This is a genomic window from Herbaspirillum lusitanum, assembly GCF_026127345.1.
GTDB classification, from domain to species: Bacteria; Pseudomonadota; Gammaproteobacteria; order Burkholderiales; family Burkholderiaceae_D; genus Herbaspirillum; species Herbaspirillum lusitanum.
Genome location: NZ_QXFG01000011.1, coordinates 41,358 through 64,179 on the forward strand (window position 1 = coordinate 41,358; position 22,822 = coordinate 64,179).

Here is a 22,822-nt window from a genome sequence, read left to right on the forward strand (position 1 = left end):
ACTCTCTTAGCGCGCAATGGTATTGGTGCGCTTGATCTTATTTTGCAGCTGGATCACGCCATACAGCAGCGCTTCGGCTGTCGGCGGGCAGCCTGGAACATACACGTCGACCGGCACGATGCGGTCGCAACCGCGCACGACGGAATACGAATAGTGATAGTAGCCGCCGCCGTTGGCACAGGATCCCATCGAGATCACCCAGCGCGGCTCGGCCATCTGGTCGTACACCTTGCGCAGCGCCGGCGCCATCTTGTTGCACAGCGTGCCGGCAACGATCATGACATCGGACTGACGCGGCGATGGACGGAACATGATGCCGAAGCGATCCAGGTCGTAACGCGAGGCGCCGACGTGCATCATTTCAACCGCACAGCACGCCAGACCAAAGGTCATCGGCCACATGGAGCCGGTACGGGTCCAGTTGATTACCTTATCCAGCGAGGTGGTAACAAACCCTTCGTTTAATACGCCTTCAATTGACATGGCTCACTCCCAATCCAGGGCACCCTTTTTCCAGATGTACCAAAAACCGACAACAAATTCAGCGATGAACACCATCATCGTGATGTAGCCAGACCAGCCCAGGTCGCGCATGGAGACGCCCCACGGGAAGAAAAATGCAGTTTCGAGATCGAACAGAATGAACAGGATGGCGACGAGGTAATACCGCACATCGAACTTCATGCGGGCATCTTCAAAAGCTTCGAAGCCGCATTCGTAAGGAGAGGTCTTTTGCGCATCAGGACGGTGAGGCCCGAGCAAACGACCGAGTAACTGAGGAGCGACACCGACACCGATGCCAACTAGGATAAACAACAGAACTGGAAAGTAATTTTCGAGGTTCACGATTTGGCGTAGGTTTGTTGATAATTAGCGGAATGATTCTCAATATCAAACAGCTTTTTCCTCGACAAAAAGCCAGCTCGGGACTTAGTCCTTTGCTGGCTTTTCTCGGTATTTCATGGTGCCGACGACGAGACTCGAACTCGTACAGCTTTCGCCACTACCCCCTCAAGATAGCGTGTCTACCAATTTCACCACGTCGGCTTGAGACTGCAATTGTAACCCGTTTTGATGCTCTTGTTCAATGCACAATCACACTAAAACTTCATAAACTGCTTTAAGTTTTGCGCATTATTACACTCTGCGCAAAAGACTATTTCGGAATCTGATTCGATTGATCTGCAGGATTCGCAGGAGCAGCTGCGGGAGCGCCCGATGCGGCGGGAGTTGCCGGAATTGCAGTTGCCGGAGCAGGCAGATTATCCATGACGCCGCCGGATTGCGAAACATGATGATTGCCGACGAATGCCAGCGCAAGAGTGGCCGCAAAAAAGATCGCGGCGGCGATGCCGGTCGACTTCGACAAGAAGTTGGAAGAACCCGTGGCGCCGAACAAGCTGCCCGACGCGCCCGAACCGAACGCAGCCCCCATATCCGCCCCTTTGCCGTGCTGCAGCAGAACCAGACCGATGATGGTCAGCGCCGCGAGCACCTGAACCACAACAATAACAGTAAATAAAGTATTCATATAGCCATCTTAAATTAAAACAACAAACAGTCAGTTGCCCTGGGCAGCCTGGACAATCGCCAGGAAATCCGCCGCTTTCAGAGCCGCGCCACCAATCAGACCACCATCGATATCCGACATGGCCAGCAGTTCCTTGGCGTTATCGGGTTTCATGCTACCACCGTAGAGGATTTGCACCCTGACGGCGGCGTCAGCATTTTTTGCAGCCAGGCGCGCGCGCAACATCGCGTGTACATCCTGCGCCATGTCGGGCGTCGCCGTCTTGCCTGTGCCGATGGCCCAGACCGGCTCGTACGCCACCACAATCTTTTGCACGTCGGAAGCATCCAGCGCCGCCAGCACCACATCGAGCTGACCGCCGACAACGGCATTGGTGCGCCCTGCTTCGCGCTCTGCCAATGTTTCGCCGACGCAGACGATAGGCGTCAGCCCGGCCTTCAGCGCCGCCGCTGTCTTTGCAGCAACCGCCGCGTCGTTTTCGCCGTGATAGGCGCGACGCTCGGAATGGCCGACGATGGCGTATTTACAGCCGAACTCAGCCAGCATGACGGCCGACACTTCGCCGGTATAGGCGCCGCTGGCATGCGCGGAAACGTCCTGCGAACCCAACGCCAGTGCGGAGCCGGCCACCGCGGCCTGCACCTGCGCCAGGTAAGGCGCCGGTACGCAAACAGCAACATCGGCATTGGCGCCGACGGCAGCCAGACCGGCTTTGACATCGGCGACCAGAGCGGCGTTGGCGGCGAGGCCGCCATTCATTTTCCAGTTACCGGCAACTAATTTACGACGCATAAAAGGGAGAGCCAAAGGGCGAATTAAGGGAGAGAATTCTGAATAACCCCGCATTCTATCGCGCCGCGGCAAACCCGGTCAAACCAAACCCCCGGTATCTGGAGCTTGCTTCACTTTATTCAATCAAGCGTCAGCATGATCTTGCCGACATGCGCACTCGATTCCATGAGTGCATGCGCCTGTGCCGCCTGCGCCAGCGGGAAAGTCTGGTAAATCACCGGCTTGACCTTGCCGCTGGCCAGCAGCGGCCAGACGCGCTCCTGCAACTGCCGGGCGATGAAAGCCTTGAACTCCACCGGACGCGGGCGCAAAGTCGACCCCGTCACCGTCAGGCGACGACGCAGGATCTGACTCATGTCCAGTTGCCCCTTGGCGCCGCCGAGCAAGGCGATGATGACCAGCCGGCCATCATCGGCCAAGGTCTTGATTTCGCGCGGCAGGTAGTCGCCGCCGACCATATCGAGGATGACGTCGACGCCGCGGCCTTCGGTGGCGGTCTTGAGAACTTCTTCGAAATCTTCAGTACGGTAATTGATGGCCAGCTCCGCGCCCAGCTCTTCGCAGGCGCGGCATTTGTCGTCCGAACCGGCTGTCGCAAAGACGCGATGCCCCAGCGCCGCCGCAATCTGGATCGCAGTCACGCCGATGCCCGACGAACCGCCCTGCACCAGCAGGGTTTCGCCGGGCACAAGACGCGCCCGCTCGAACACGTTGCTCCAGACGGTGAAGAAATTCTCGGGCAGCGCCGCAGCCTGCAGCGCATTCAGGCCTTGCGGCACGGGCAGGCACTGCGCCAGCGGCGCTGCACAGTATTCAGCGTAACCGCCGCCCTGCACCAGCGCGCATACCAGATCGCCCTTCTTGAAGGCGCTACCGCCGAGGTCGCCATCAACGATTTCGCCGGCCACTTCCAGCCCCGGCAGATCCGAGGCGCCCGGTGGCACCGGATAATTGCCCTGACGCTGGAATACGTCCGGACGGTTAACGCCGGCAGCATGGACCTTGATCAGGATCTCGCCGCTTTTCAGCTGCGGCAGCGGCCGTTCGCGCAACTGCAGCACGTCGGGTCCGCCGAATTCGGTAATTTCAATTGCTCGCATGACTTTTCCTCTGCGCCTCAAGAGGGAGGCGCGGTCGATGGCCGACCGGTTGCTTACAGCGATGCGGCCGCGCGCGCGGCGGTATCGTACAAACCGGAGGCGCTGCGCAACAATTGCGCGGCCTCGCCGATGGCCTGGTTCTGGATGCCGCTGTCGACCTGCACTTCAATCAGGCAGCGCTCACGCACTTCCTTGTAGCGCATGCACAATTGCTGGCCTTCGTCGGTGGTGGAGAACAGCAATTCCTTCCCGGCCTTCTCGCTCTTCACGTAACCCGCCTTGACCAGTTTCTTGAGCGCGTATGTCACAACGTGCGTATCCTCAATGTTCAGGACAAAGCAAATGTCCGCGAGTTTCTTTTTTCGTTCGCGGTGGTTCACGTGATGCAACAAAGAGACCTCGATTGCCGTCATATCCTTGGCGCCCGCGGCCATCATGCAACGCATCATCCAACGATTGAATGCATTGCCTGCCATGATCAGGGCATATTCCAGCTCCGACAGCTCGGCGCTGCGCTCGGAAACGAGATGATTGGAGGAGACGATTTTGGTCGGAGATTTTTGTGTCACGGCCTGTTCCGGCGTGTTTTGCAAGGATTTGTCGCTCATAAGCTTTTTCTATCGTGAAAATGTTCGTACAACTACGACACTATATAGCAATCTTAAATAAATAATTTATCTATATATTGTCTATACCTTGTCCGAAATGTATGATCCCTCGGGATTAACGGGCGCAAGCCTTCCAGCCAGATCCGGATGACAATGATTCAACCTCAACTCCACTTCCTCGGCGACGGCGCACTGTTGTGCAATCTGCCGCCACCGGCAACCCTGTCGCATCAGCAGCGCATCTGGAGCCTGGCCGACGCCGCCGCAGACTGGCCCGAAGTCGCCGAAGTCGTTCCCGGCATGAACAACCTGACCCTGATCCTGCGCTGCCCCGTCGCCGACATGGACGCCGTCTCGAAGCGCATCCTCGGCAGCTGGAAACATCTCGACATCGGCCAGCTTAGCGGCCGCGACATCGATATCCCGGTCGTGTACGGCGGCGCCGGCGGCCCTGACCTCGACGCCATTGCGCGCCATACCGGCCTCTCGACAGCGGAAGTCATCCGCCGTCACAGCGAAGGCGAATACGTGGTCTACTTCATCGGCTTCATGCCCGGCTTCGCCTACATGGGCGGCCTCGATCCGCAACTCGCGACACCGCGCCAGGATGAGCCGCGCCTGTCGATTCCCGCAGGCTCGGTCGGCATCGGCGGCGAACAGACCGGCATCTATCCGCTGGCCTCGCCGGGCGGCTGGCAACTGCTTGGCCGCACTGCGCTGCCGCTGTTCGATCCGACGCAAAATCCGCCCACCCTGCTGCGCCCGGGCGACCGCGTCCGCTTTACCGTGGAGCGTATCGTCAAATGATCGACATTATCCAACCCGGACTGCTGACTTCAGTGCAGGACCTCGGCCGCCCCGGCCATCGCCGGCTCGGCATCAATCCCGGCGGTGCGCTCAATCCACTGGCGCTCAGCACCGCCAACCTGCTGGTCGGCAACGACGTCAGCGCAGCCGGCCTTGAAATCACCATGGGCGCCTGCGAACTGCGCTTCACCACCGACACGCGCATCGCGCTCGGCGGCGACGATTTCGACGCAAGGCTCGACGACAAATTCCTGGCGCCTTACTGGAGTACGCCGGTACGCGCCGGCCAGACATTGCGTCTGGCACACGTCGGCCGTGGCGGTGCGCAAGGCATGCGCACCTGTCTTGCCATCGCAGGCGGCATTGATGTGCCAATCATCCTCGGCTCACGCAGCACCGACCTCAAAGCCGGCTTCGGCGGCCATCAAGGCCGTGCCCTGCGCAAAGGCGACCGTCTGCCGCTGGGCGACGCTGGCGTCAAGGCGACCGGACCGGCCTTCGGGGTGCGTTCGCCGCAATGGAGCGGCCTCAGCGCACAAGCCAACGACAGTAGCAAACTGACCACGCTGCGCGTGCTGCCCGGCCCCGAATTCGAACAATTCACGGTCGCCGCCCGCAATACGCTGTGGCAGGACAAGTGGCGCATCACGCCCAACAGCAATCGCATGGGCTACCGCCTGGAAGGCTCCGAACTCAAGCGCAAGCAGAGCCGCGACCTGCTGTCGCACGGCGTGGTGCCGGGCGTGATCCAGGTGCCGCCCTCCGGCCAGCCGATCATCCTGATGGGCGATGCGCAGACCACCGGCGGTTATCCCAAGATCGGGGTGGTCATCGCGGCGGACATGTGGAAGCTGGCGCAGGCGCCGCTCAACGGCTTGCTGCAACTGCAACTCTGCGATCTGGAACAAGCCTTGCATGCATGGGAAGAACAGCAGCGCTATCTCGCCCATGTCGAACAGACCATCGCCGCCCTCGGCTGGTCGCGCGCCACGCAATACCGGAAATAAGGACTGCTCATGCACATCGATCTCAATGCCGATCTCGGCGAAGGCTGCGATAACGACGAACAGCTGTTGACGCTGGTCAGCTCGGCCAATATCGCCTGCGGCTGGCATGCCGGCGACGCCAACACCATGCGCCAGAGCGTGCGCTGGGCAATCCGGAACCATGTCGCCATCGGTGCGCATCCGAGTTTTCCCGACCGTGAAAATTTCGGCCGCAGCGCCATGAATTTACCACCTGAAGAAATCATCAGCGGCATGCTGTATCAATTGGGTGCACTCGACGCCATCGTGCGCGCCGAAGGCGGCCGCATGGTGCACGTCAAGCCGCACGGCGCGCTGTATAACCAGGCCGCCAAGGACGCCGTACTGGCGCACGCCATTTGCTCGGCAATCCGCACCTTCAATCCGGAACTGGCGCTGTTCGGCCTGGCAGGCAGCGAGCTGATCGGTGCGGCAAAACAGGCGGGCCTGACTGCAGTCGAGGAAGTCTTCGCCGATCGCGCCTATAACGCCGATGGCAGCCTGGTCAGCCGCACGCTGCCCGGCGCGATGATCGAGGATGAAGCGCAAGCCATCGCGCAGACGATTTCATTCGTCAAGGACAAGCAGGTCACCGCCATTGACGGCAGCGTCGTCAAGGTCAACGCGCAGACCGTCTGCCTGCATGGCGACGGCGCGCATGCATTGGAATTTGCGCGCCAGATCCGCACGCGCCTGAGCAACGAGCACATCGGGGTTCGTGCGCCGTCCTGAGTTTATTTTGTCGTCCCCGTTCTTTTTGATTTTTCGTCGTCAGCAGTCAATTCACAATAACCATTCCTACTTGGGAGATAGTCCATGGATAGCTCGATTTTGCTACCGTTGATCGGGATTCCGATCGTCGTTGCAGGCTTTGCATTCCGCTTCAATCCGCTGTTGGTCGTTACCGTCGCCGGCCTTGCCACCGGCCTCGCCGTCGGCATGGATTTCGGCATGCTGCTGGAAACCTTCGGCGAGAAGTTCATCAACAGCCGTTCGCTGGCCGTGTATGTACTGATCCTGCCGATCATCGGTCTGCTGGAAAGCTATGGTCTCAAGGAACGCGCGCAAGACTGGATTTCGAGCATGGCCAGCGCGACGTCCGCACGCATTCTGATGTTGTACTTCGTCCTGCGCCAGGTGTTTGGCGCGCTCGGCCTGACCTATATCGGCGGTCAGGCGCAAACCGTGCGCCCCTTGCTGGCCCCCATGGTCGAGGGCGCTGCGACGGCGCGCCATGGCGACTTGCCGCAACACATCCGCGACAAACTGCGCGCGCACTCCGCAGCCTGTGACAATATCGCCGTGTTTTTCGGCGAAGACATTTTCCTCGCCTTCGGCGCGGTGTTGTTGATCGACGCCTTCCTCAAGGAAAACGGCATCACCAACGTCGAGCCCCTGCATCTCGGCTTGTGGGCCATTCCAACCGCGATTGCGGCATTGGCCATTCACATGTTCCGTCTGGTGCGTCTCGATGCCGGGATTCAGCGCGACGTCAACGCCTGGAAAAAATCCGAAGGAAAAGAGGTGGCAGCATGAATACCCTCATCACGATCAACGAAATCTACTATCTCATCGGCGTCATCGTCATGCTGCTGGTCGGCATGACATTGCGCGACAAAGGCAATCCCAAACGCCTGACTACCGCGCTGTTCTGGTTCCTGTTCGGCGCGGTGTTCCTGTTCAGCGACTTGCTGGTGTCCTCGCTGGGCAAACCGCTGGCGTACCGCATCATCGGCGTCGTAGTCATCCTGATTTCACTGATTGCCGGTTTCGGCCTGCTGTCGCTCGGCACTTACAAGCAACGCAGCGCCGAGCAACGCCAGGCGTCGGCCAATCAGTACGGCAACTGGATCTTCGTTCCGGCCATCCTGATTCCGGTGGTGACCGTGTTGTGCACCATCCTGCTCAAGGGCGTGGCCATTGGCGGCGTGTATATCCTCGACCAGAAGCAACTGACCCTGGCGGCATTGTGCGTCGGCTGTATCTGCGCCATCCTGGCGGGCTGGAAACTGACCGGCGGCACGCCGCTGCATGCCGTGCGTGAATCGCGCCGGCTGCTCGACGCCATCGGCTGGGCTGCGGTGTTGCCGCAGATGCTGGCGATGCTGGGCGGCGTTTTCGTCGCAGCGCAAACCGGCAAATCGGTGCAGCAGGTTGTCGGCCTGTTCGTCAATCCTGAAAACCGCTTCATGCTGATCGTGATCTACTGCGTCGGCATGGCGCTCTTCACCATGATCATGGGTAACGCCTTCGCGGCCTTCCCCGTCATGACCGCCGGTATCGCCTTGCCCTTCATCATCGTCGGACAGCACGCCGATCCGGCGCCGCTGGTCACCATCGGCATGCTGGCCGGTTATTGCGGCACGCTGATGACGCCGATGGCCGCCAACTACAACATCGTGCCGGCGGCGCTGTTGGAGCTCAAGGACAAGTACCAGGTCATCAAGGTGCAAATCCCTACGGGCATCGCGCTGCTGGCAGCCAATATCCTGCTGATGTATTTCATCGTGTTCCGTTGATTGTTCCACTGATGCATGCTGCGGCCGTTGCTTCTGCACCGGCCGCAAGCACGCTGAAACAACGGGCAACAACGCTGATCTGAAAATCGGAAAATTCTCATGCAACTCACTATCGAACTGGCCGCCGCATACACCGAGATGCCGCTGACCTATCTCCGCCAGGAGTATCCCAATCACATCATGCACGTGCTCCACAGCGCCGACGACGTGTTGTCGCCGCGCGCCATGCATCCGGTGTTCTACGGCTGCTACGACTGGCACTCGGCCGTCCATGGCTATTGGTTGCTGTTGCGCTGCGCGAAGCTGTATCCGGCGCTGCCGACGCAAGACAAGATTACCGCGATCTTCGACGAGCACTTCACGCCGGCATTGATGGCGCAGGAAACCGCCTACTTCCAGGTCGGCGGCCGTGCTTCCTTCGAGCGTCCTTATGGTTTCGGCTGGATCCTCGGACTGGCGCAGGAGCTTGCTGCATCTTCGCATTCGCGCGCAGCCGCCTGGCACGCTGCGATGCAACCCCTGACACTGGAAATCCGCAAGCGCCTGCTTGAATACCTGGGCAAGCTGACTTACCCGATTCGCGTCGGCACACATTACAACACCGCATTCGCACTGGCATTGGCGCTTGACTATGCGCGCGCAGCAAACGATGGCGCGCTTGAAAGCGCCATCGTCCAGGCTTCGCAGGGCTACTACGGCAAGGACGCCGACTATCCGGCGCATTACGAACCGGGCGGCGATGAATATATCTCTGCAGCACTGACGGAAGCGCTGCTGATGAGCAAGGTACTGGATGCAAGGGCATTCCCGGCATGGTTCGATACCTTCCTGCCGCAGATCGACAAGATCGAACGATTGATGCAGCCGGCGCAAGTCAGCGATCGCACCGATCCCAAGATCGCCCACCTCGATGGCCTCAACCTGAGCCGCGCCTGGTGCATGAAACACATCGCGCGGCATCTGCCAGCCGCTCATGCGGCGCAACCTGCATTGTCGGGCGCAATCGAACGCCACCTCAAAGCCAGCGTCGACCACGTCGTCGGCAGCCATTACAGCGGCGGCCACTGGCTTGCCAGCTTTGCACTGCTGGCGTTGGAAGACTGACGCGGCGGGACGAACTGCAAACGGAAAAGGCCGGCATCAATATGCCGGCCTTCTCAATTGGCGAATCGCTCTACTGCATTACTGCGTCGGCGCTTCATCGCGCGGCTTGGCCCGCGGCGTGTTGATCGCACTCGAAATCACACGTGCGCTGCGCTTGAAGGTCAGGTAAGCCCACGCCCAATCCGTCATCACCATCAGGCGATTGCGGAAACCGATCAGGAAATAGACGTGGACGAACAACCAGAACAGCCATGCCGGATAGCCTGAAAACTTCAGCTTGCCGACCATCGCCACGGCGGCCTTGCGACCGATCGTGGCCAGCGATCCATAATCCTTGTAGACAAAATTTTCCGGCGCCTTGCCTGCCATGTGGGCCAGTACATTGCGCGCAGCAACGCGTCCCATCTGCTTCGCCGCCGGCGATACGCCAGGCACCGGTTTACCGTCCGAAGTCGCAGCGGCAAGATCGCCGATGACAAATACTTCCGGATGCCCGGGAATCGACAGCTCGCCGCCCACCGGCACCCTGCCGGCGCGATCCAACGGCACGTTGAGCGCCTTTCCCAGCGACGATGCCGCCACGCCGGCCGACCAGATCACGGTGCGCGACGCCAATCGCTGCTCGCCGTCCTTGCCGGTGTAGCGCACGCATTCTTCGTCGATGTCGGTGACGCGGCTACCGGTGCGCACGTCGACGCCGAGCTTGACCAGCTGCGTGCGCGCCTTTTCCGACAGGTCCGGAGGATACGCCGCCAGCACGCGGTCGGAGCCTTCCAGCAGCACCACCTTGGCCTGACGTGGATCAATGCGGCGGAATTCGCCGCTCAGGGTATGGCGGGCGATTTCGATCAGGGTGCCGGCCATCTCGACGCCGGTGGCGCCGGCGCCGATCACGGTGAAGGTCAGCCATTCGGCGCGGCGCACGGGGTCGTCTTCGCGTTCGGCGTATTCGAACGCCATCAGGATGCGGCGGCGGATATCGAAGGCGTCTTCCAGCGTCTTCAGTCCGGGCGCCAGGGTAGCCCATTCGTCGCGGCCGAAATAGCTGTGCGTGGAACCCGCCGCGACGATCAGATAGTCATAGGCGATTTCACTGCCGTCCTCCAGCGCGACCGTCTTGCGCGTCACATCGATGTCGCCGACGGCGGCCATGAGACTGGTGATATTGCGCTGCTCCGCGAGGATGCTGCGGATCGGCGCGCTGATGGCGGGCGCCGACAAGCCGGCGGTGGCGACCTGGTACAGCAGCGGCTGGAACAGGTGATGATTGCTGCGGTCGATGATGGTGATGTCGACCTTGGCGTCGGCCAGTGCGCGTGCCGCGGCAAGACCGCCGAAACCGCAACCGACGATGATCACGTGAGGCATGGAACTCCTTTCAGATTCAAATGAAATGATGCTCCCCAATTGTCCTGAATAGTTTGCGCCTGCATTGTCTCAAACGACCACTCAGAGGGTAATGCCAGTTGCCGGCATGGGCAAGCTGTACAGACGCGAATCGGCGCACGTCCGACAACTGCATGCGGCGCTTTCCGACAAACCGGGCAGGCAAGACAGGCCAAAAACAAAAATCCCCCAGGACTTTCGCCCTGAGGGATTCGATACTACCTGACTGCAGTTGGCGAATGAGGCAATGCCTGCATCCGCCATGCCAATACGGCGATAAGGCGATTACTGCGCGTCTTGCGAAGCAGGCGCTTCCGTGCCTTCTTGCGCTGCCTTCATCGACAGTTTCAGACGGCCGCGGTCGTCGGTTTCCAGAACCTTGACGCGGACTTGCTGGCCTTCCTTCAGGTAATCGGCAACGGCGTTGACGCGCTCGTTGGCGATCTGGCTGATGTGCAGCAAGCCGTCTTTGCCTGGCAGAACCTGAACGATCGCGCCGAAGTCCAGCAGCTTCAGGACGGTGCCTTCGTAGACCTTGCCGACTTCGACGGAAGCGGTCAGTTCTTCGATACGGCGCTTGGCTTCCTGGCCTGCACCGGCGTCAACGGAAGCGATGGTGACCACGCCTTCGTCGCTGATGTCGATCTGGGTGCCGGTTTCTTCGGTCAGCGCGCGGATGACTGCGCCGCCCTTGCCGATCACGTCACGGATTTTTTCCGGATTGATCTTGATGGTGATCAGGCGTGGAGCGAAGTCGGACAGTTCGCCGGCGCCGGCCGGAACGGCTTCCTGCATCTTGCCGAGGATGTGCACGCGGCCTTCCTTGGCTTGTTCCAGCGCGACCTGCATGATTTCCTTGGTGATGCCCTGGATTTTGATGTCCATTTGCAGTGCGGTGATGCCGTTGGCAGTACCCGCCACCTTGAAGTCCATGTCGCCGAGGTGATCTTCGTCGCCCAGGATGTCGGTCAGGACGGCGAACTTGCTGCCTTCCTTGATCAGGCCCATGGCGATACCCGCCACGTGCGCTTGCATCGGCACGCCGGCGTCCATCAATGCCAGGCAGCCGCCGCAGACCGAAGCCATCGACGAGGAGCCGTTGGACTCAGTGATTTCCGATACCAGGCGCACCGAGTAGCTGAACTCTTCAGCTGGCGGCAGTGCAGCGATCAGCGCGCGCTTGGCCAGACGGCCGTGACCGATTTCGCGGCGCTTTGGCGTACCAACGCGGCCGGTTTCGCCGGTAGCGAACGGAGGCATGTTGTAGTGAAGCATGAAGCGGTCGGTGTACTCGCCCATCAGCGCGTCGATCTTTTGTTCGTCGCGTGCAGTGCCCAAGGTCGCGATGACCAGCGCCTGCGTTTCACCGCGGGTGAACAATGCCGAACCGTGGGTGCGTGGCAGCACGCCGGTGCGGATGCTGATCGGACGCACGGTGCGGGTGTCGCGGCCGTCGATGCGTGGCTCGCCATCGAGGATCTGCGAACGGACGATCTTGGCTTCCAGATCGAACAGGATGCCGCCGACTTCTGCAGAGTCAGCTGCCGAAGTACCGGCCGCTGCAGCATCTGCCGCCAGCGCTGCGTTGACTTCGGAAGTGACGGTCTTCAGCTTTTCGGTACGGGCTTGCTTGTCCTTGGTTTGGTACGCAGCGCGCAGCTTGTCGTCGGCCAGTGCGGTGACGCGTGCGATCAGCGGCTCATTCTTGGCCGGCGCAGTCCATTGCACTTCAGGCTTGCCGCCGTCGCGCACCAGTTCGTGGATCGCGTTGATGACAGCCTTCGATTGATCGTGACCGAACACGACCGCGCCCAGCATGATTTCTTCGGACAATTGCTTGGCTTCCGATTCGACCATCAGCACGGCTGTTTCGGTGCCGGCGACAACCAGATCCAGTTGCGAAGTCTTCAGTTGCGTTGCGGTTGGGTTCAGGACGTACTGACCGTCGATGTAACCGACGCGTGCGGCGCCGACCGGGCCGTTGAATGGAATGCCGGCGATCGACAGAGCAGCCGACGCACCGATCATCGCAGCGATGTCCGGATCGATTTCAGGGTTCACGGACAGAACGTGGATGATGACCTGCACTTCGTTCAGGTAGCCTTCTGGGAACAGCGGACGAATCGGGCGATCGATCAGGCGCGATGTCAGTGTTTCCTTTTCGGAAGGCTTGCCTTCACGTTTGAAGAAGCCGCCGGGGATGCGACCCGCAGCGTAAGTCTTCTCGATGTAATCGACGGTTAATGGGAAAAAGTCCTGACCTGGCTTGGCATCCTTGCGGGCCACAACCGTTGCCAGCACAACAGTGTCTTCAATCGAAACGACGACTGCACCGGAAGCCTGGCGAGCGATTTCGCCGGTTTCCAGAGTGACCTGATGTTGTCCATACTGGAAGGTTTTAGTAACTTTATTGAACACGGTATTTCCTTTCTATATTGAACCCCCGCGTTGCCTTGCTTGGCGGAGATTCTTTTTTGCCGACAGATTTTCAGGCGCTGTCGTTCACCTCACCACGGATGCCCGCCACCGGAGAAACAGCAACCGGGGCATGCATCTTACGAATCACGATCATTGGATGGGATCGCAGTACTGCAAAGAAGTTTTTGCGAACCGGGAAAACATCGACAACCATACAAAGCGGAATCGCAAAAAACAAAATGCCCGCGTCAGAAACTGACGCAGGCATTTTGGCTATGAACCCTGAACCTGAATGGTACGAGGGAACAAAATTACTTACGCAGACCGAGTTTTTCGATCAGTGCGCGGTAACGGTCGGCATCCTTGCCCTTGAGGTAGGACAACAGGCTTTTACGACGGTTAACCATCTTGATCAGACCACGACGGGAGTGGTGATCCTTGCTGTGTTCTTTGAAGTGACCGTTCAGGTCGTTGATGCGTGCTGTCAGCAGCGCAACTTGAACTTCCGGGGAGCCGGTGTCGTTTTGACCACGGGCGTTATCAGTAATAATGGCAGCCTTGGCTGTTTTTTCGATCGACATTGCTATACCTTTCACAAGCGGTGTGCGGAGTGGCTACCCTGCATACCGTGAACAAAATAAAAACTGGCCGAAATGACCAGAGGCGCAAGTATATAGCAAAAGACCAGCAGATTCAAATACTTACGGGATCAGCGTAGAATCGGAGTCTTTCCTGTTTGCTTTTTCACAAAATTGATCATGAGACGCCTCATTTCCTTGCATCGTCTGCCCTTCCTTGCCCCATTGCTGGCGGCTGCAGCCCTGTCGCTGAGCGGCTGCGCCAGCCTGCTCGCGCCGCCGGTGGCTGCCGGCGACTCCGAAGAGCAGGTCGTCACTCGCCTGGGGCCGCCGACCGCCGTCTATCCGGATGGCAACACCCGGCTGCTCGAATACGCGCCGGGTCCTTTCGGACAGTACGCGTACATGGCGCGCATCGGTCCGGACGGACGTCTGCTTTCCTACGAGCAAGTGTGGACGATCCAGAAATTCCAGTCGATCAAAATCGACCAGGCCACCAAGAACGATGTATTGCGTATCGTCGGCCGACCGACCGAGGTAATGCGATATGCCCGCATCCCGTACGAAGCGTGGAACTACGGATTCAAGGAAAGCGGCGTCTGGAACTCGCAGATGACGGTCTACTTCGATGACAACGGCATCGTCCGCAAAGTCGAGAATGGTCCCGATCCGCGTTATGACGACAGCCGCATGCGCTTCTGATCGTTCATGTTCCAGCCCGGACATAAAAAAACCGCTTGAAAAAGCGGTTTTTTATTTGGCGTCAGACAACTCAGATCACAGTCGACAGGGCCAGGGTGAACAACAAGGCCAACACCGAGATCAGCGTTTCGCAGACGGTCCAGGTCTTGAAGGTTTGCGGCACGGTCATGTTGAAGTACTCCTTGACCAGCCAGAAACCGCCGTCGTTGACGTGCGACAGGATCAGCGAACCGGCGCCGGTGGCCAGCACCATCAGTTCCGGGCGGGTGCCGCCGACCGACATCACGATGGGCGCCACGATACCGCAAGCGGTGGTCATCGCCACCGTTGCCGAACCGGTCGCGACGCGAATCAGCGCCGCCACGAACCAGCCCAGCAGCAACGGCGACAGATGCGCGTCGGTCGCGATGCCGACGATGGCCTTGGACACGCCGCCGTCCATCAGGATGCGGCCGAAACCGGCTCCGGCGCCCACCACCAGAGTAATGCTGGCGATCGGGCCCAGGCATTCATTGGTGAATTTGAGGATCGCTTCGCGATTGAAACCGCGCAGCTTGCCGAAGGTGTAGAAACTGACCAGCGTGGCGATCAACAGCGCGATCACCGAATTGCCGATCAGGCGCAGGAAATCGTTGGCGAAGGTCTTGGGCGTAAAGAACAGGTCGGCCCAGCTGCCGATCAGCATCAGCGCCACCGGCAACAGGATGGTGAACAGCGTGATGCCGAAACCCGGCAGTTCGCGCTTGGTCCCACCATTTGCGCCCTGGTCGACAAACTGGCCGATCAGGGGATTATCCGGATTGGGGATCACCACTTTCGACATCAGCTTGCCGAAGATCGGACCGGCAATGATGGCCGTCGGAATACCGACGATCAGCGCGAACAGGATGGTGCGACCGATGTCCGCGTTATATGCGGTCACCGCCAGCAACGCCGCAGGATGCGGAGGAATCAGGCCGTGCACGACCGACAAGCCCGCGACCATCGGGATACCGACCAGCACCATTGACGTGCCGGTGCGCTTGGCGACGTTGAAGGCGATCGGGATCAGCAGCACGAAACCGACTTCGAAGAACACCGGCAGGCCGACGATGAACGCCACCGTCATCATTGCCCAGTGCACGTTCTTTTCACCAAAGGCGCCGATCATCGTCGTCGCGATGCGTTCGGCGCCGCCCGACTCCGCCATCATCTTGCCCAGCATGGTGCCGAGACCGACCACCAGCGCGATATGCCCGAGCGTGTTACCCACCCCCGTTTCAAACGACTTGACGATTGCGCCCATCGGCATGCCGACAGCCAGACCCAATATCAACGAGACCACGATCAGTACGATGAACGGATTCATCTTGAATTTCGCGATCAACACGATCAATGCGATCACCGCCACCAGCGCATAGATCAGCAACATGCTTCCTTGTACAGCTTCCATTTCCGTCTCCTCACCCCAAATTTGGATTTCACTCAACCCCGGGTTTCATTGCCCCCCAGGCCTCATTCAACTCAGCGCTTGAACGCCACGCAATCTACTTCAACCTTGCAGTCGACGACCATTGCCGACTGCACGCAGGCGCGCGCCGGCGGGTTGGCGCCGAAGTATTCCTTGAATACTTTATTGAAGGACTGGAAGTCACGCGTGTCGTCCAGCCAGACGCCGCAACGCACCACGTGTTCCGGGCCGTAACCGGCTTCCTTGAGAATGGCCAGCACGTTCTTGATGGCCTGGTGCGACTGCGCCACGATGCCGCCGTCGATCACTTCGCCATCGACCATCGCCACCTGGCCGGAGACGTACAGCCAGCCGTCCGCTTCCACTGCGCGGGCGAAAGGAAGATGCTGTCCGCCGGTGCCTTTGCCGCCGTCGACGCCATATCGCTTGATACTCATAATGTTTCTCCTTCAAGTAATGAAATCGGGATACTGCTCGACCATCGACGCATCCCGCTATTGCAATTGTTTGTCGTGAATTACGCTGCCGCGGTGTCTTCCGCCGGAATCCGTTGACGCGCCAGGAAACGACCGGCTCGTTCGCCGGTGGCCTTCTTGTCGTCGCCGCGATACGACAGCACGCCGTTGACCCAGACGGCGTCAATGCCGTGCGCCGGCTGCATCGGATCGGTGAACGTGGCGGCGTCGCGAATGGTGGCGGCATCGAACAGCACCAGATCGGCCCAGTAACCGGCCTTGACCAAGCCGCGTTCGTGCAGGCCGAAACGCTGCGCCGACAAGCCGGTCATCTTGCGCACTGCGGCTGCCAGCGAGAATAATTTCTGCTCGCGGCTGTAATAGCCGAGCACGCGCGGAAAAGCTCCCCACAGGCGCGGATGCGGCAGCGGATCATTCGGCAGTCCATCGGAACCGATCACGGTGGCCGGATGGCTCAGGATGCGATTGACGTCGTCGTCGGCCATGCAGTGGTACACCGCGCCGGCCGGCATCAGGCGGCGCGCCGCCTCCGTCATGTCGACCTGCCATCCCGCGGCGATCTCGGACAGCAGCTTGCCGCCCTGCTCCGGATGCGGCTCCGACCAGGTGACCTGGATGGGATAGGTGTCGGTGACCTGCTTCAGATCCAGTGTCGAGGAGCTGGCGGTATAGGGATAGCAGTCGCAGCCGACGTGCTGATGTTTTTCGGCCTGCTCCAGCGCTGCCAGCACTTCGCTGCTGCGGCCCCAATTTTCGACCCCGGCGCATTTGAGATGCGAGATCACCACCGGCACGCGCGCATGCTTGCCGATGCGGAAGGCTTCATCCATGGCGACGAGGATGTCGGCGAATTCGCTGCGCAAATGGGTCGCGTACATCGCGCCGTATTCCGCCAGCGGCTCGGCCAGCGCCAGTACTTCTCCGGTCGGCGCATTGATGGCGTTGCCGTAGGCCAGGCCGGTGCTCAGGCCAAGCGCGCCATGCTCCAGCGCTTCGGTCAGCTGGTCGCGCATGCCGACGATTTCGGCATCGCTGGCGGCGCGATCGAGCCGGTCCATGTGATTGCTGCGCAAGGCGGTGTGGCCGACCAGCGCGGCGACGTTGACCGAGGGCCTGGCAGCGTCGATGGCGGCGACATAGCTGGCGAATGTGGGATAGGAAAATGCAGTGGACTGACCGAGCAGATTCATCGGATCCGGCGGATCGCCCTTGAGCGTGACCGGCGACGCGCTGATGCCGCAGTTGCCGACCACCACGGTGGTGACGCCTTGCGACAGCTTGGGAAACATGTCCGGCATGCGGATCACGTTGGTGTCGTCATGCGTATGGACATCGATGAAGCCGGGGCTGAGGACTTTCCCTGTGCCGTCCATCACCTGTTGCGCCTGCCAGTCGCCGAGCGCACCGATGGCGGCGATGCGGCCGCCGGCAATGGCGACGTCGGCGACCACGGGATCGTTGCCGCTGCCGTCGACCACGAAGACATTTCGGATCAGGGTGTCGCAGGTGCGCGCGGAACTTGAAACGTCGGAAGTGTCGAAGGTAGTCATATCAATCTCCCAGCGGCTGACGGTCGCCGCCGCCGCGATGCATGTCGAGCACATACTTCAGGCGCCGCAACTGTTCCTGGCTGCGATCCTTCTGCAGCAGGGCCAGTTCCAGCACCAGCATGTCCAGCACCATCATCATGGCGTAGCGCGACGACGACGGTTTGAAAATGAAATCAGTTTCCAGCGTCTTGATCGGCAGCAGCACGTCGACCATGCCGGCCAGCGGCGAGCCGAGTGCAGTGATGCCGATCATCTTGACGCCGTATTCCTTGGCGACTTCGCAATTGGTCAGCAACTCCGGCACGTTGCCCGTGGTCGAAAAGACCAGCAGCACATCGTTCTTGTCCAGCGTCGCCGCCACCATGCGCTGCAACAAGGCATCGTGGTACGTCGCCACCGGGCGACCCAGTCGCACCAGGCGATAGCGCGCTTCGTCGGACATCATGGTGGAACCGCCGCCCATGCCGAACGAATAAATCATGCGCGCGTCGCGCAGCAGTTCGGCGGCGCGCGCCAGAGCGTCGGAATTTATCAGCGCGCGATTGACTTCCAGCACCGCGTGAATGTCGTTGTAGACAACGTCGATCAGTTCCGGCGGTTGTCCGGACGGAATGGTTTTGACGCCATCGAAGAAGCGTTGGCCGACCGCCACGGCCTGCGCCAGCATGAACTTGAATTCGCGCACGTCGCGGCAACCCATGGCCTTGGCAAAACGCGTCACACTCGCCAGACTGACTCCGGCCTTCAGCGCAAGTTCGCCAATGCTGGCGCTGGCGGCGAAGGACAAATCGCTCAGGATCGCCTCGGCGACCTTTTGCTCCGCCAGGCGCAACTGACCGCTGCGCTCGGTAATGCGTGAAACGATGTCGAAAGCTTGTGCCATGGCTGCGGAATGAAGTCTCGAATTGTGGATGAGCGCCGAATCGGAACTGCCGTTAAAACCTGCTACCGGAGGCGCTCTAATTTTTTTCGTGTTAGTTTATAACACACTTCCAACATAGTAAATTCAGGACTATGATTACGTCAAATCAAATTTTTGAGGAGAAATTCAAGATGAATGATACAAACTACCAGAAAGAATGGCAAAGTGGCATCATCGATCCGCTCAACAAGGGAATCGGTACGCTCACTGCGCCGTTGGCGCCCGACGCTGCCAATGCCCTGCCCTGGAATCTCCTCAAGGAAGACCTGAGCCTGCCGACCGCCGTGCTGTATGAAGAGCGCCTGACGCACAACCTCGACTGGATGCAGCGTTTCGTGACCGAATACGGCGTCAAGCTGGCGCCGCACGGCAAGACCACGATGGCGCCGAAGCTGTTCGCGCGCCAGCTCGCCACCGGCGCCTGGGGCATCACCCTGGCCACCGCGCACCAGACCAATGTCGCCTATCACCACGGCGTGCGCCGCGTGCTGATGGCCAATCAGCTGGTCGGCAAGCAAAACATGCAGATCGTCTCGCGCCTGCTGGAAGATCCGTCCTTCGAATTCTTTTGCCTGGTCGATTCCGCCGATCTGGTCGATCAGCTCGGCCGCTTCTTCTCGGAGAAAAAACAAACCCTCAACGTCCTGCTGGAACTGGGTCCTGTCGGCGGCCGCACCGGCGTGCGCGACAATGAACAACAGGCCGCCGTACTGGCCGCCGTCAAGCGCTGGGAAGGCAGCATCGCGCTGTCCGGCATCGAAGTGTACGAAGGCGTGCTCAAGGAAGAGGCCGATATCCGCCTGTTCCTGCAACGCGCAGTGCAATGCGCCAAAGACCTGGTGCAACAAGGCTACCTCAGCCATCGCACGGCGCAAAAGCCGGCAGTCCTGACCGGCGCCGGCTCGGCCTGGTACGACGTGGTCGCGGAAGAGTTCGCCGGCGCCGACATCGGCGTGCCGCTGGACGTGGTGCTGCGCCCCGGCTGCTATCTCACGCATGACGTCGGCGTTTATCGCGCCGCGCAGGAACAGATCCAGACCCGCAATCCGGTCGCACGCAAGATGCGCAGCGAACTGCTGCCGGCCCTGCAATTGTGGGCGTACGTGCAATCGATTCCGGAAGCCGACAAGGCCATCATCGCCCTGGGCAAGCGCGACGCCGCCTTCGACGCCGGCCTGCCGCTGCCGGTGAAGCGCTTCCGTCCGGGCCAGGACCTCGCGCCTGCCGATTCTCCTGCGCATTGGGAAGTCACCGGCATGATGGATCAGCACGCCTATCTCAGGATTGCGCCGGGCGACGACATCCGCGTGGGCGACATGATCGCCTTCGACATTTCGCACCCTTGCCTGACGTTCGACAAGTGGCGCCACCTGCCGGTGCTGGACGCCAAATTCAACGTTCTCGACATCGTCCAGACCTTCTTCTGAGTTTTTAATTACTTCGACATCATGAGCAAGAAAATCCTCGCCTATGGCGAAGCGATGGTGGAATTCAACCAGAGCACCGACAATCCGCGCTATTACCTGGAAGGCTTCGGCGGCGACACCTCCAACTTCTGTATCGCTGCAGCCCGTCAGGGCGCCGACACCGCCTATGTCAGCGCGGTCGGCGACGATCATTTCGGCAAGAGCCTGCAGGCCTTGTGGAAAGCCGAGCGCGTCGACGATGCGTATGTCAGCGTGGTGCAGGATGCGCCGTCGGGCGTGTACTTCGTCACGCACGACAATGCCGGCCATCACTTCACTTACCTGCGTTCAAATTCCGCCGCCAGCCGTTACACGCCGGCACACCTGCCCCTGCAAGCCATCGCCGAAGCCAAGGTGCTGCATTTGTCCGGCATCAGTCTGGCCATCAGCAAAAGCGCCTGCGACGCCGGTCTGGCGGCGATGGCGCATGCGCGCAAGAACGGCACCCTGACCTCGCTCGACACCAACTTGCGACTGCGCCTGTGGCCGCTGGAACGCGCCCGCGCCAGAATGGCCGAAGCCTTTGCGCTGTGCGACATCTGCCTGCCGAGCTGGGAAGACGTCAGCGCCTTGACCGGCCTGGAAGACCGCGACGCCATCGTCGACAAATTGCTGGGATACGGCGTCAAACTGGTCGCATTCAAACTCGGCAAGGATGGCTGCTACGTGGCGACATCCGCTGAACGCCGCATGGTGCCCGCCCACGCGGTGGAGGCCATCGATGCCACCGGCGCCGGCGACTGCTTCGGCGGCGCCTTCATTGCGCAATTGGTCGACGGCAAGGATCCGTTCGAAGCAGCGCGCTACGCCAATGTGGCGGCGGCGATTTCCACCACCGGCTACGGCGCCGTCGCGCCGATCCCGACTGCGGAACAAGTGCGCGGGGTATTGAGCCGCCTGAACTGACTTGACGAACACCAGATGCACAAATGAAAAGAGCGGCGAGGCTGTGGCCCGCCGCTCTTTTTTCGCCTGCCGTTTTGCCGCTGGCGCTAGGTTCTTTGCGCCACCGCCAGCACGCCTTTGACCGGCTGGCGGATTTCTTCGCGCAGCGTTGCCTCGGTCATGCTGACCAGCGTGAGCCCGGCCGCCGCCAGGCAACGCATGACATAGTCTGTGCCGTGACGGTAACGGCCGCTCGGGTGCAACTGAAAACCGACGACTTGTCCTGCTTCCGGCATGACGGCTTCCACCGTGAACACGAAATGGCCGGCGCTCCTGAGCGTGCTCGCCACGGCATCAAACACTTTCTCCAGATCGCCAAAATAAATCAGCGTGTCGGCAGCCAGAACGAGGTCGAACGCCTGTGATTCGGCCGCCATGAAGTCGGTGATTTCCTGCTTGATCAGCCGGTCGTAACCACCGCGTGCACGCGCCTGGTCGAGCATCTTGCCCGACAGGTCGACGCCGGTCAGCGAGCGCGCATGGGCGGCCACGATGGGCGCGCACAAGCCGGTGCCGCAACCGAGGTCGAGCACGTCGTATTGCTTGCCGGCGGCACCGATGATATCCAGCCCTTGCGCCATCAGTTGCGGGCCGCGATAGCCGAGGCTGCCGACCAGGTTGGCGTTGAAGGTCTCGGCATAACGGTCGAAGTGTTTTTCCAGATAGCTGTCCGACGCCCGGCCGGGCACTTCGATCTGCGAACAGGCAGCATACATGTGCGCGGCAATCGGATTGTCGGGTTCGTCTTCCATCCAGTCGCGATAGATGTCGGCGGCCTCTTGCAGGCGACCGAGGAAGTAAAACGAAATGCCCAGCATCTCCTTCGACTTTCCTTCCAGCGGCGGCAATACGAAGGCGCGGCACTGATAGTGCGAACTGGTCATCTTGTCGCCGGCGGCGTCATAGATATTGCCGAGATGGATCAGCGCCGGACCGAATTCCGGAGACAGCGCGACGGCCTGCTTGAAAGACGCAATCGCGCCTTCGCTGTCGTTATGCTGCAGTTGGGAGGAGCCCAGATTGTTCCACACCACATGGTCGTGCGGATCGGCATCGAGCGAGGCCTGATAGGCTTCGGAGGCCTCTCCGAATTCGCGCAGCGCGAACAGCACGTTGCCGAGGTCGTTGTGCCAGGCTGCGTTGTCCGGTTGCAGTGCGCATGACAGGCGGATGCTCTGCACGCCTTCGTCATGCTGGCCGTTCTGATGCAAGAAAATACCGAGGTAGTGCAAGGCGATCGGATGGACCGGATCCTGCGCCAGCACTTCGCGGTAAATCCGCTCGGCCCGGGCCAGATCGCCGCCGGTATGGAAACTGATCGCCTGCTGCAGCAGCTGCAGCAGCGCCGCGTCTGCTCCGCCTTGAGAAAGAGACTGCATATGCTTTCCTGTAACTTGTTCTGAATTTAGGAACACGCCTGTCCGGCTGCGACGCGGAAATCAA

Annotated in this window: 24 protein-coding genes and 1 tRNA gene; 9 read left to right on the top strand and 16 right to left on the bottom strand. The window is 60.4% G+C overall.

What is annotated here, in order from left to right; translation table 11 throughout:
• Positions 1-6: 6 nt before the first annotated feature.
• From DXT88_RS17415 to DXT88_RS17445, 7 genes are all read right to left on the bottom strand, one after another.
• Entirely contained in the window at positions 7-483 is a 477-nt protein-coding gene (locus DXT88_RS17415; RefSeq protein WP_029363014.1) for a NuoB/complex I 20 kDa subunit family protein, read from the bottom strand.
• Between the two features lie 3 nt (positions 484-486).
• Complete coding sequence (locus DXT88_RS17420; protein WP_029363013.1) at positions 487-846, bottom strand: NADH-quinone oxidoreductase subunit A; 360 nt, start codon at positions 844-846, stop codon at positions 487-489.
• 116 nt (positions 847-962) lie between these two features.
• Positions 963-1,047: transfer RNA gene (locus tag DXT88_RS17425), tRNA-Leu, on the bottom strand.
• A gap of 109 nt (positions 1,048-1,156) precedes the next feature.
• Entirely contained in the window at positions 1,157-1,531 is a 375-nt protein-coding gene (gene secG / locus DXT88_RS17430) for a preprotein translocase subunit SecG (protein ID WP_265215319.1), read from the bottom strand.
• Between the two features lie 30 nt (positions 1,532-1,561).
• Positions 1,562-2,323, bottom strand: a complete 762-nt coding sequence (gene tpiA, locus DXT88_RS17435) for a triose-phosphate isomerase (protein ID WP_029363011.1) — start codon at positions 2,321-2,323, stop codon at positions 1,562-1,564.
• A 119-nt stretch (positions 2,324-2,442) separates the two neighbouring features.
• Entirely contained in the window at positions 2,443-3,423 is a 981-nt protein-coding gene (locus DXT88_RS17440) for an NAD(P)H-quinone oxidoreductase (RefSeq protein WP_265215322.1), read from the bottom strand.
• Between the two features lie 53 nt (positions 3,424-3,476).
• Complete coding sequence (locus DXT88_RS17445) at positions 3,477-4,031, bottom strand: winged helix DNA-binding protein (protein ID WP_116433145.1); 555 nt, start codon at positions 4,029-4,031, stop codon at positions 3,477-3,479.
• Positions 4,032-4,184: 153 nt separating this feature from the next.
• Here DXT88_RS17445 and pxpB point away from each other — a divergent pair, with 153 nt between their 5' ends.
• The 6 genes from pxpB to DXT88_RS17475 all read left to right on the top strand — a co-directional run bounded on the left by pxpB (position 4,185) and on the right by DXT88_RS17475 (position 9,486).
• Positions 4,185-4,838, top strand: a complete 654-nt coding sequence (pxpB, locus tag DXT88_RS17450) for a 5-oxoprolinase subunit PxpB (RefSeq protein WP_265215326.1) — start codon at positions 4,185-4,187, stop codon at positions 4,836-4,838.
• On the top strand, positions 4,835-5,845 hold the full coding sequence (locus tag DXT88_RS17455; protein WP_016832364.1) for a 5-oxoprolinase subunit C family protein: 1,011 nt from the start codon (positions 4,835-4,837) through the stop codon (positions 5,843-5,845). Before pxpB ends, DXT88_RS17455 begins: the two co-directional genes overlap by 4 nt.
• Positions 5,846-5,854: 9 nt before the next feature.
• Positions 5,855-6,595, top strand: a complete 741-nt coding sequence (gene pxpA, locus DXT88_RS17460) for a 5-oxoprolinase subunit PxpA (RefSeq protein ID WP_265215329.1) — start codon at positions 5,855-5,857, stop codon at positions 6,593-6,595.
• Positions 6,596-6,679: 84 nt separating this feature from the next.
• The gene (locus DXT88_RS17465) at positions 6,680-7,399 is read left to right on the top strand and encodes a DUF969 domain-containing protein (protein WP_265215331.1); all 720 of its coding nucleotides are present in this window, start codon (positions 6,680-6,682) and stop codon (positions 7,397-7,399) included.
• Positions 7,396-8,382, top strand: coding sequence for a DUF979 domain-containing protein (locus DXT88_RS17470; protein WP_265215333.1), 987 nt, complete (start codon positions 7,396-7,398; stop codon positions 8,380-8,382). Before DXT88_RS17465 ends, DXT88_RS17470 begins: the two co-directional genes overlap by 4 nt.
• Before the next feature lie 99 nt (positions 8,383-8,481).
• The gene (locus DXT88_RS17475; protein WP_265215335.1) at positions 8,482-9,486 is read left to right on the top strand and encodes a DUF2891 domain-containing protein; all 1,005 of its coding nucleotides are present in this window, start codon (positions 8,482-8,484) and stop codon (positions 9,484-9,486) included.
• Between the two features lie 78 nt (positions 9,487-9,564).
• Here DXT88_RS17475 and DXT88_RS17480 read toward each other — a convergent pair whose 3' ends face one another.
• The 4 genes from DXT88_RS17480 to rpsO all read right to left on the bottom strand — a co-directional run bounded on the left by DXT88_RS17480 (position 9,565) and on the right by rpsO (position 13,871).
• Positions 9,565-10,854, bottom strand: a complete 1,290-nt coding sequence (locus tag DXT88_RS17480; protein ID WP_265215337.1) for an NAD(P)/FAD-dependent oxidoreductase — start codon at positions 10,852-10,854, stop codon at positions 9,565-9,567.
• Between the two features lie 303 nt (positions 10,855-11,157).
• Positions 11,158-13,290, bottom strand: a complete 2,133-nt coding sequence (gene pnp, locus DXT88_RS17485; RefSeq protein WP_016832359.1) for a polyribonucleotide nucleotidyltransferase — start codon at positions 13,288-13,290, stop codon at positions 11,158-11,160.
• A gap of 70 nt (positions 13,291-13,360) precedes the next feature.
• A complete protein-coding gene (locus DXT88_RS17490) occupies positions 13,361-13,558 on the bottom strand; it encodes a hypothetical protein (RefSeq protein WP_157137719.1) in 198 nt (65 codons plus the stop codon).
• A gap of 43 nt (positions 13,559-13,601) precedes the next feature.
• Positions 13,602-13,871: a 30S ribosomal protein S15 gene (gene rpsO / locus DXT88_RS17495; protein WP_016832358.1), complete on the bottom strand. Its 270-nt coding sequence runs from the start codon at positions 13,869-13,871 to the stop codon at positions 13,602-13,604.
• A gap of 177 nt (positions 13,872-14,048) precedes the next feature.
• Here rpsO and DXT88_RS17500 point away from each other — a divergent pair, with 177 nt between their 5' ends.
• The gene (locus tag DXT88_RS17500) at positions 14,049-14,570 is read left to right on the top strand and encodes an outer membrane protein assembly factor BamE (RefSeq protein WP_265215342.1); all 522 of its coding nucleotides are present in this window, start codon (positions 14,049-14,051) and stop codon (positions 14,568-14,570) included.
• 70 nt (positions 14,571-14,640) lie between these two features.
• Here DXT88_RS17500 and DXT88_RS17505 read toward each other — a convergent pair whose 3' ends face one another.
• The 4 genes from DXT88_RS17505 to DXT88_RS17520 all read right to left on the bottom strand — a co-directional run bounded on the left by DXT88_RS17505 (position 14,641) and on the right by DXT88_RS17520 (position 18,929).
• Positions 14,641-16,002: a GntP family permease gene (locus DXT88_RS17505; RefSeq protein ID WP_029363007.1), complete on the bottom strand. Its 1,362-nt coding sequence runs from the start codon at positions 16,000-16,002 to the stop codon at positions 14,641-14,643.
• 71 nt (positions 16,003-16,073) lie between these two features.
• Positions 16,074-16,457 (bottom strand): RidA family protein, encoded by a 384-nt coding sequence (locus tag DXT88_RS17510; protein ID WP_116433156.1) that lies wholly within the window; start codon positions 16,455-16,457, stop codon positions 16,074-16,076.
• A gap of 80 nt (positions 16,458-16,537) precedes the next feature.
• A complete protein-coding gene (locus DXT88_RS17515) occupies positions 16,538-18,046 on the bottom strand; it encodes an N-acyl-D-amino-acid deacylase family protein (RefSeq protein WP_265215347.1) in 1,509 nt (502 codons plus the stop codon).
• A 1-nt stretch (position 18,047) separates the two neighbouring features.
• Complete coding sequence (locus tag DXT88_RS17520; protein ID WP_265215349.1) at positions 18,048-18,929, bottom strand: MurR/RpiR family transcriptional regulator; 882 nt, start codon at positions 18,927-18,929, stop codon at positions 18,048-18,050.
• 170 nt (positions 18,930-19,099) lie between these two features.
• Between DXT88_RS17520 and DXT88_RS17525 the strand changes: the two genes are divergently transcribed.
• Together DXT88_RS17525 and DXT88_RS17530 are read left to right on the top strand one after the other, a co-directional pair.
• Positions 19,100-20,395: an amino acid deaminase gene (locus DXT88_RS17525; protein ID WP_265215351.1), complete on the top strand. Its 1,296-nt coding sequence runs from the start codon at positions 19,100-19,102 to the stop codon at positions 20,393-20,395.
• A 21-nt stretch (positions 20,396-20,416) separates the two neighbouring features.
• A complete protein-coding gene (locus DXT88_RS17530; RefSeq protein WP_265215353.1) occupies positions 20,417-21,340 on the top strand; it encodes a sugar kinase in 924 nt (307 codons plus the stop codon).
• 86 nt (positions 21,341-21,426) lie between these two features.
• On the opposite strand, the gene DXT88_RS17535 is transcribed toward DXT88_RS17530, so the two are convergent.
• Entirely contained in the window at positions 21,427-22,758 is a 1,332-nt protein-coding gene (locus DXT88_RS17535) for a tetratricopeptide repeat protein (protein WP_265215355.1), read from the bottom strand.
• Positions 22,759-22,822: the final 64 nt, after the last annotated feature.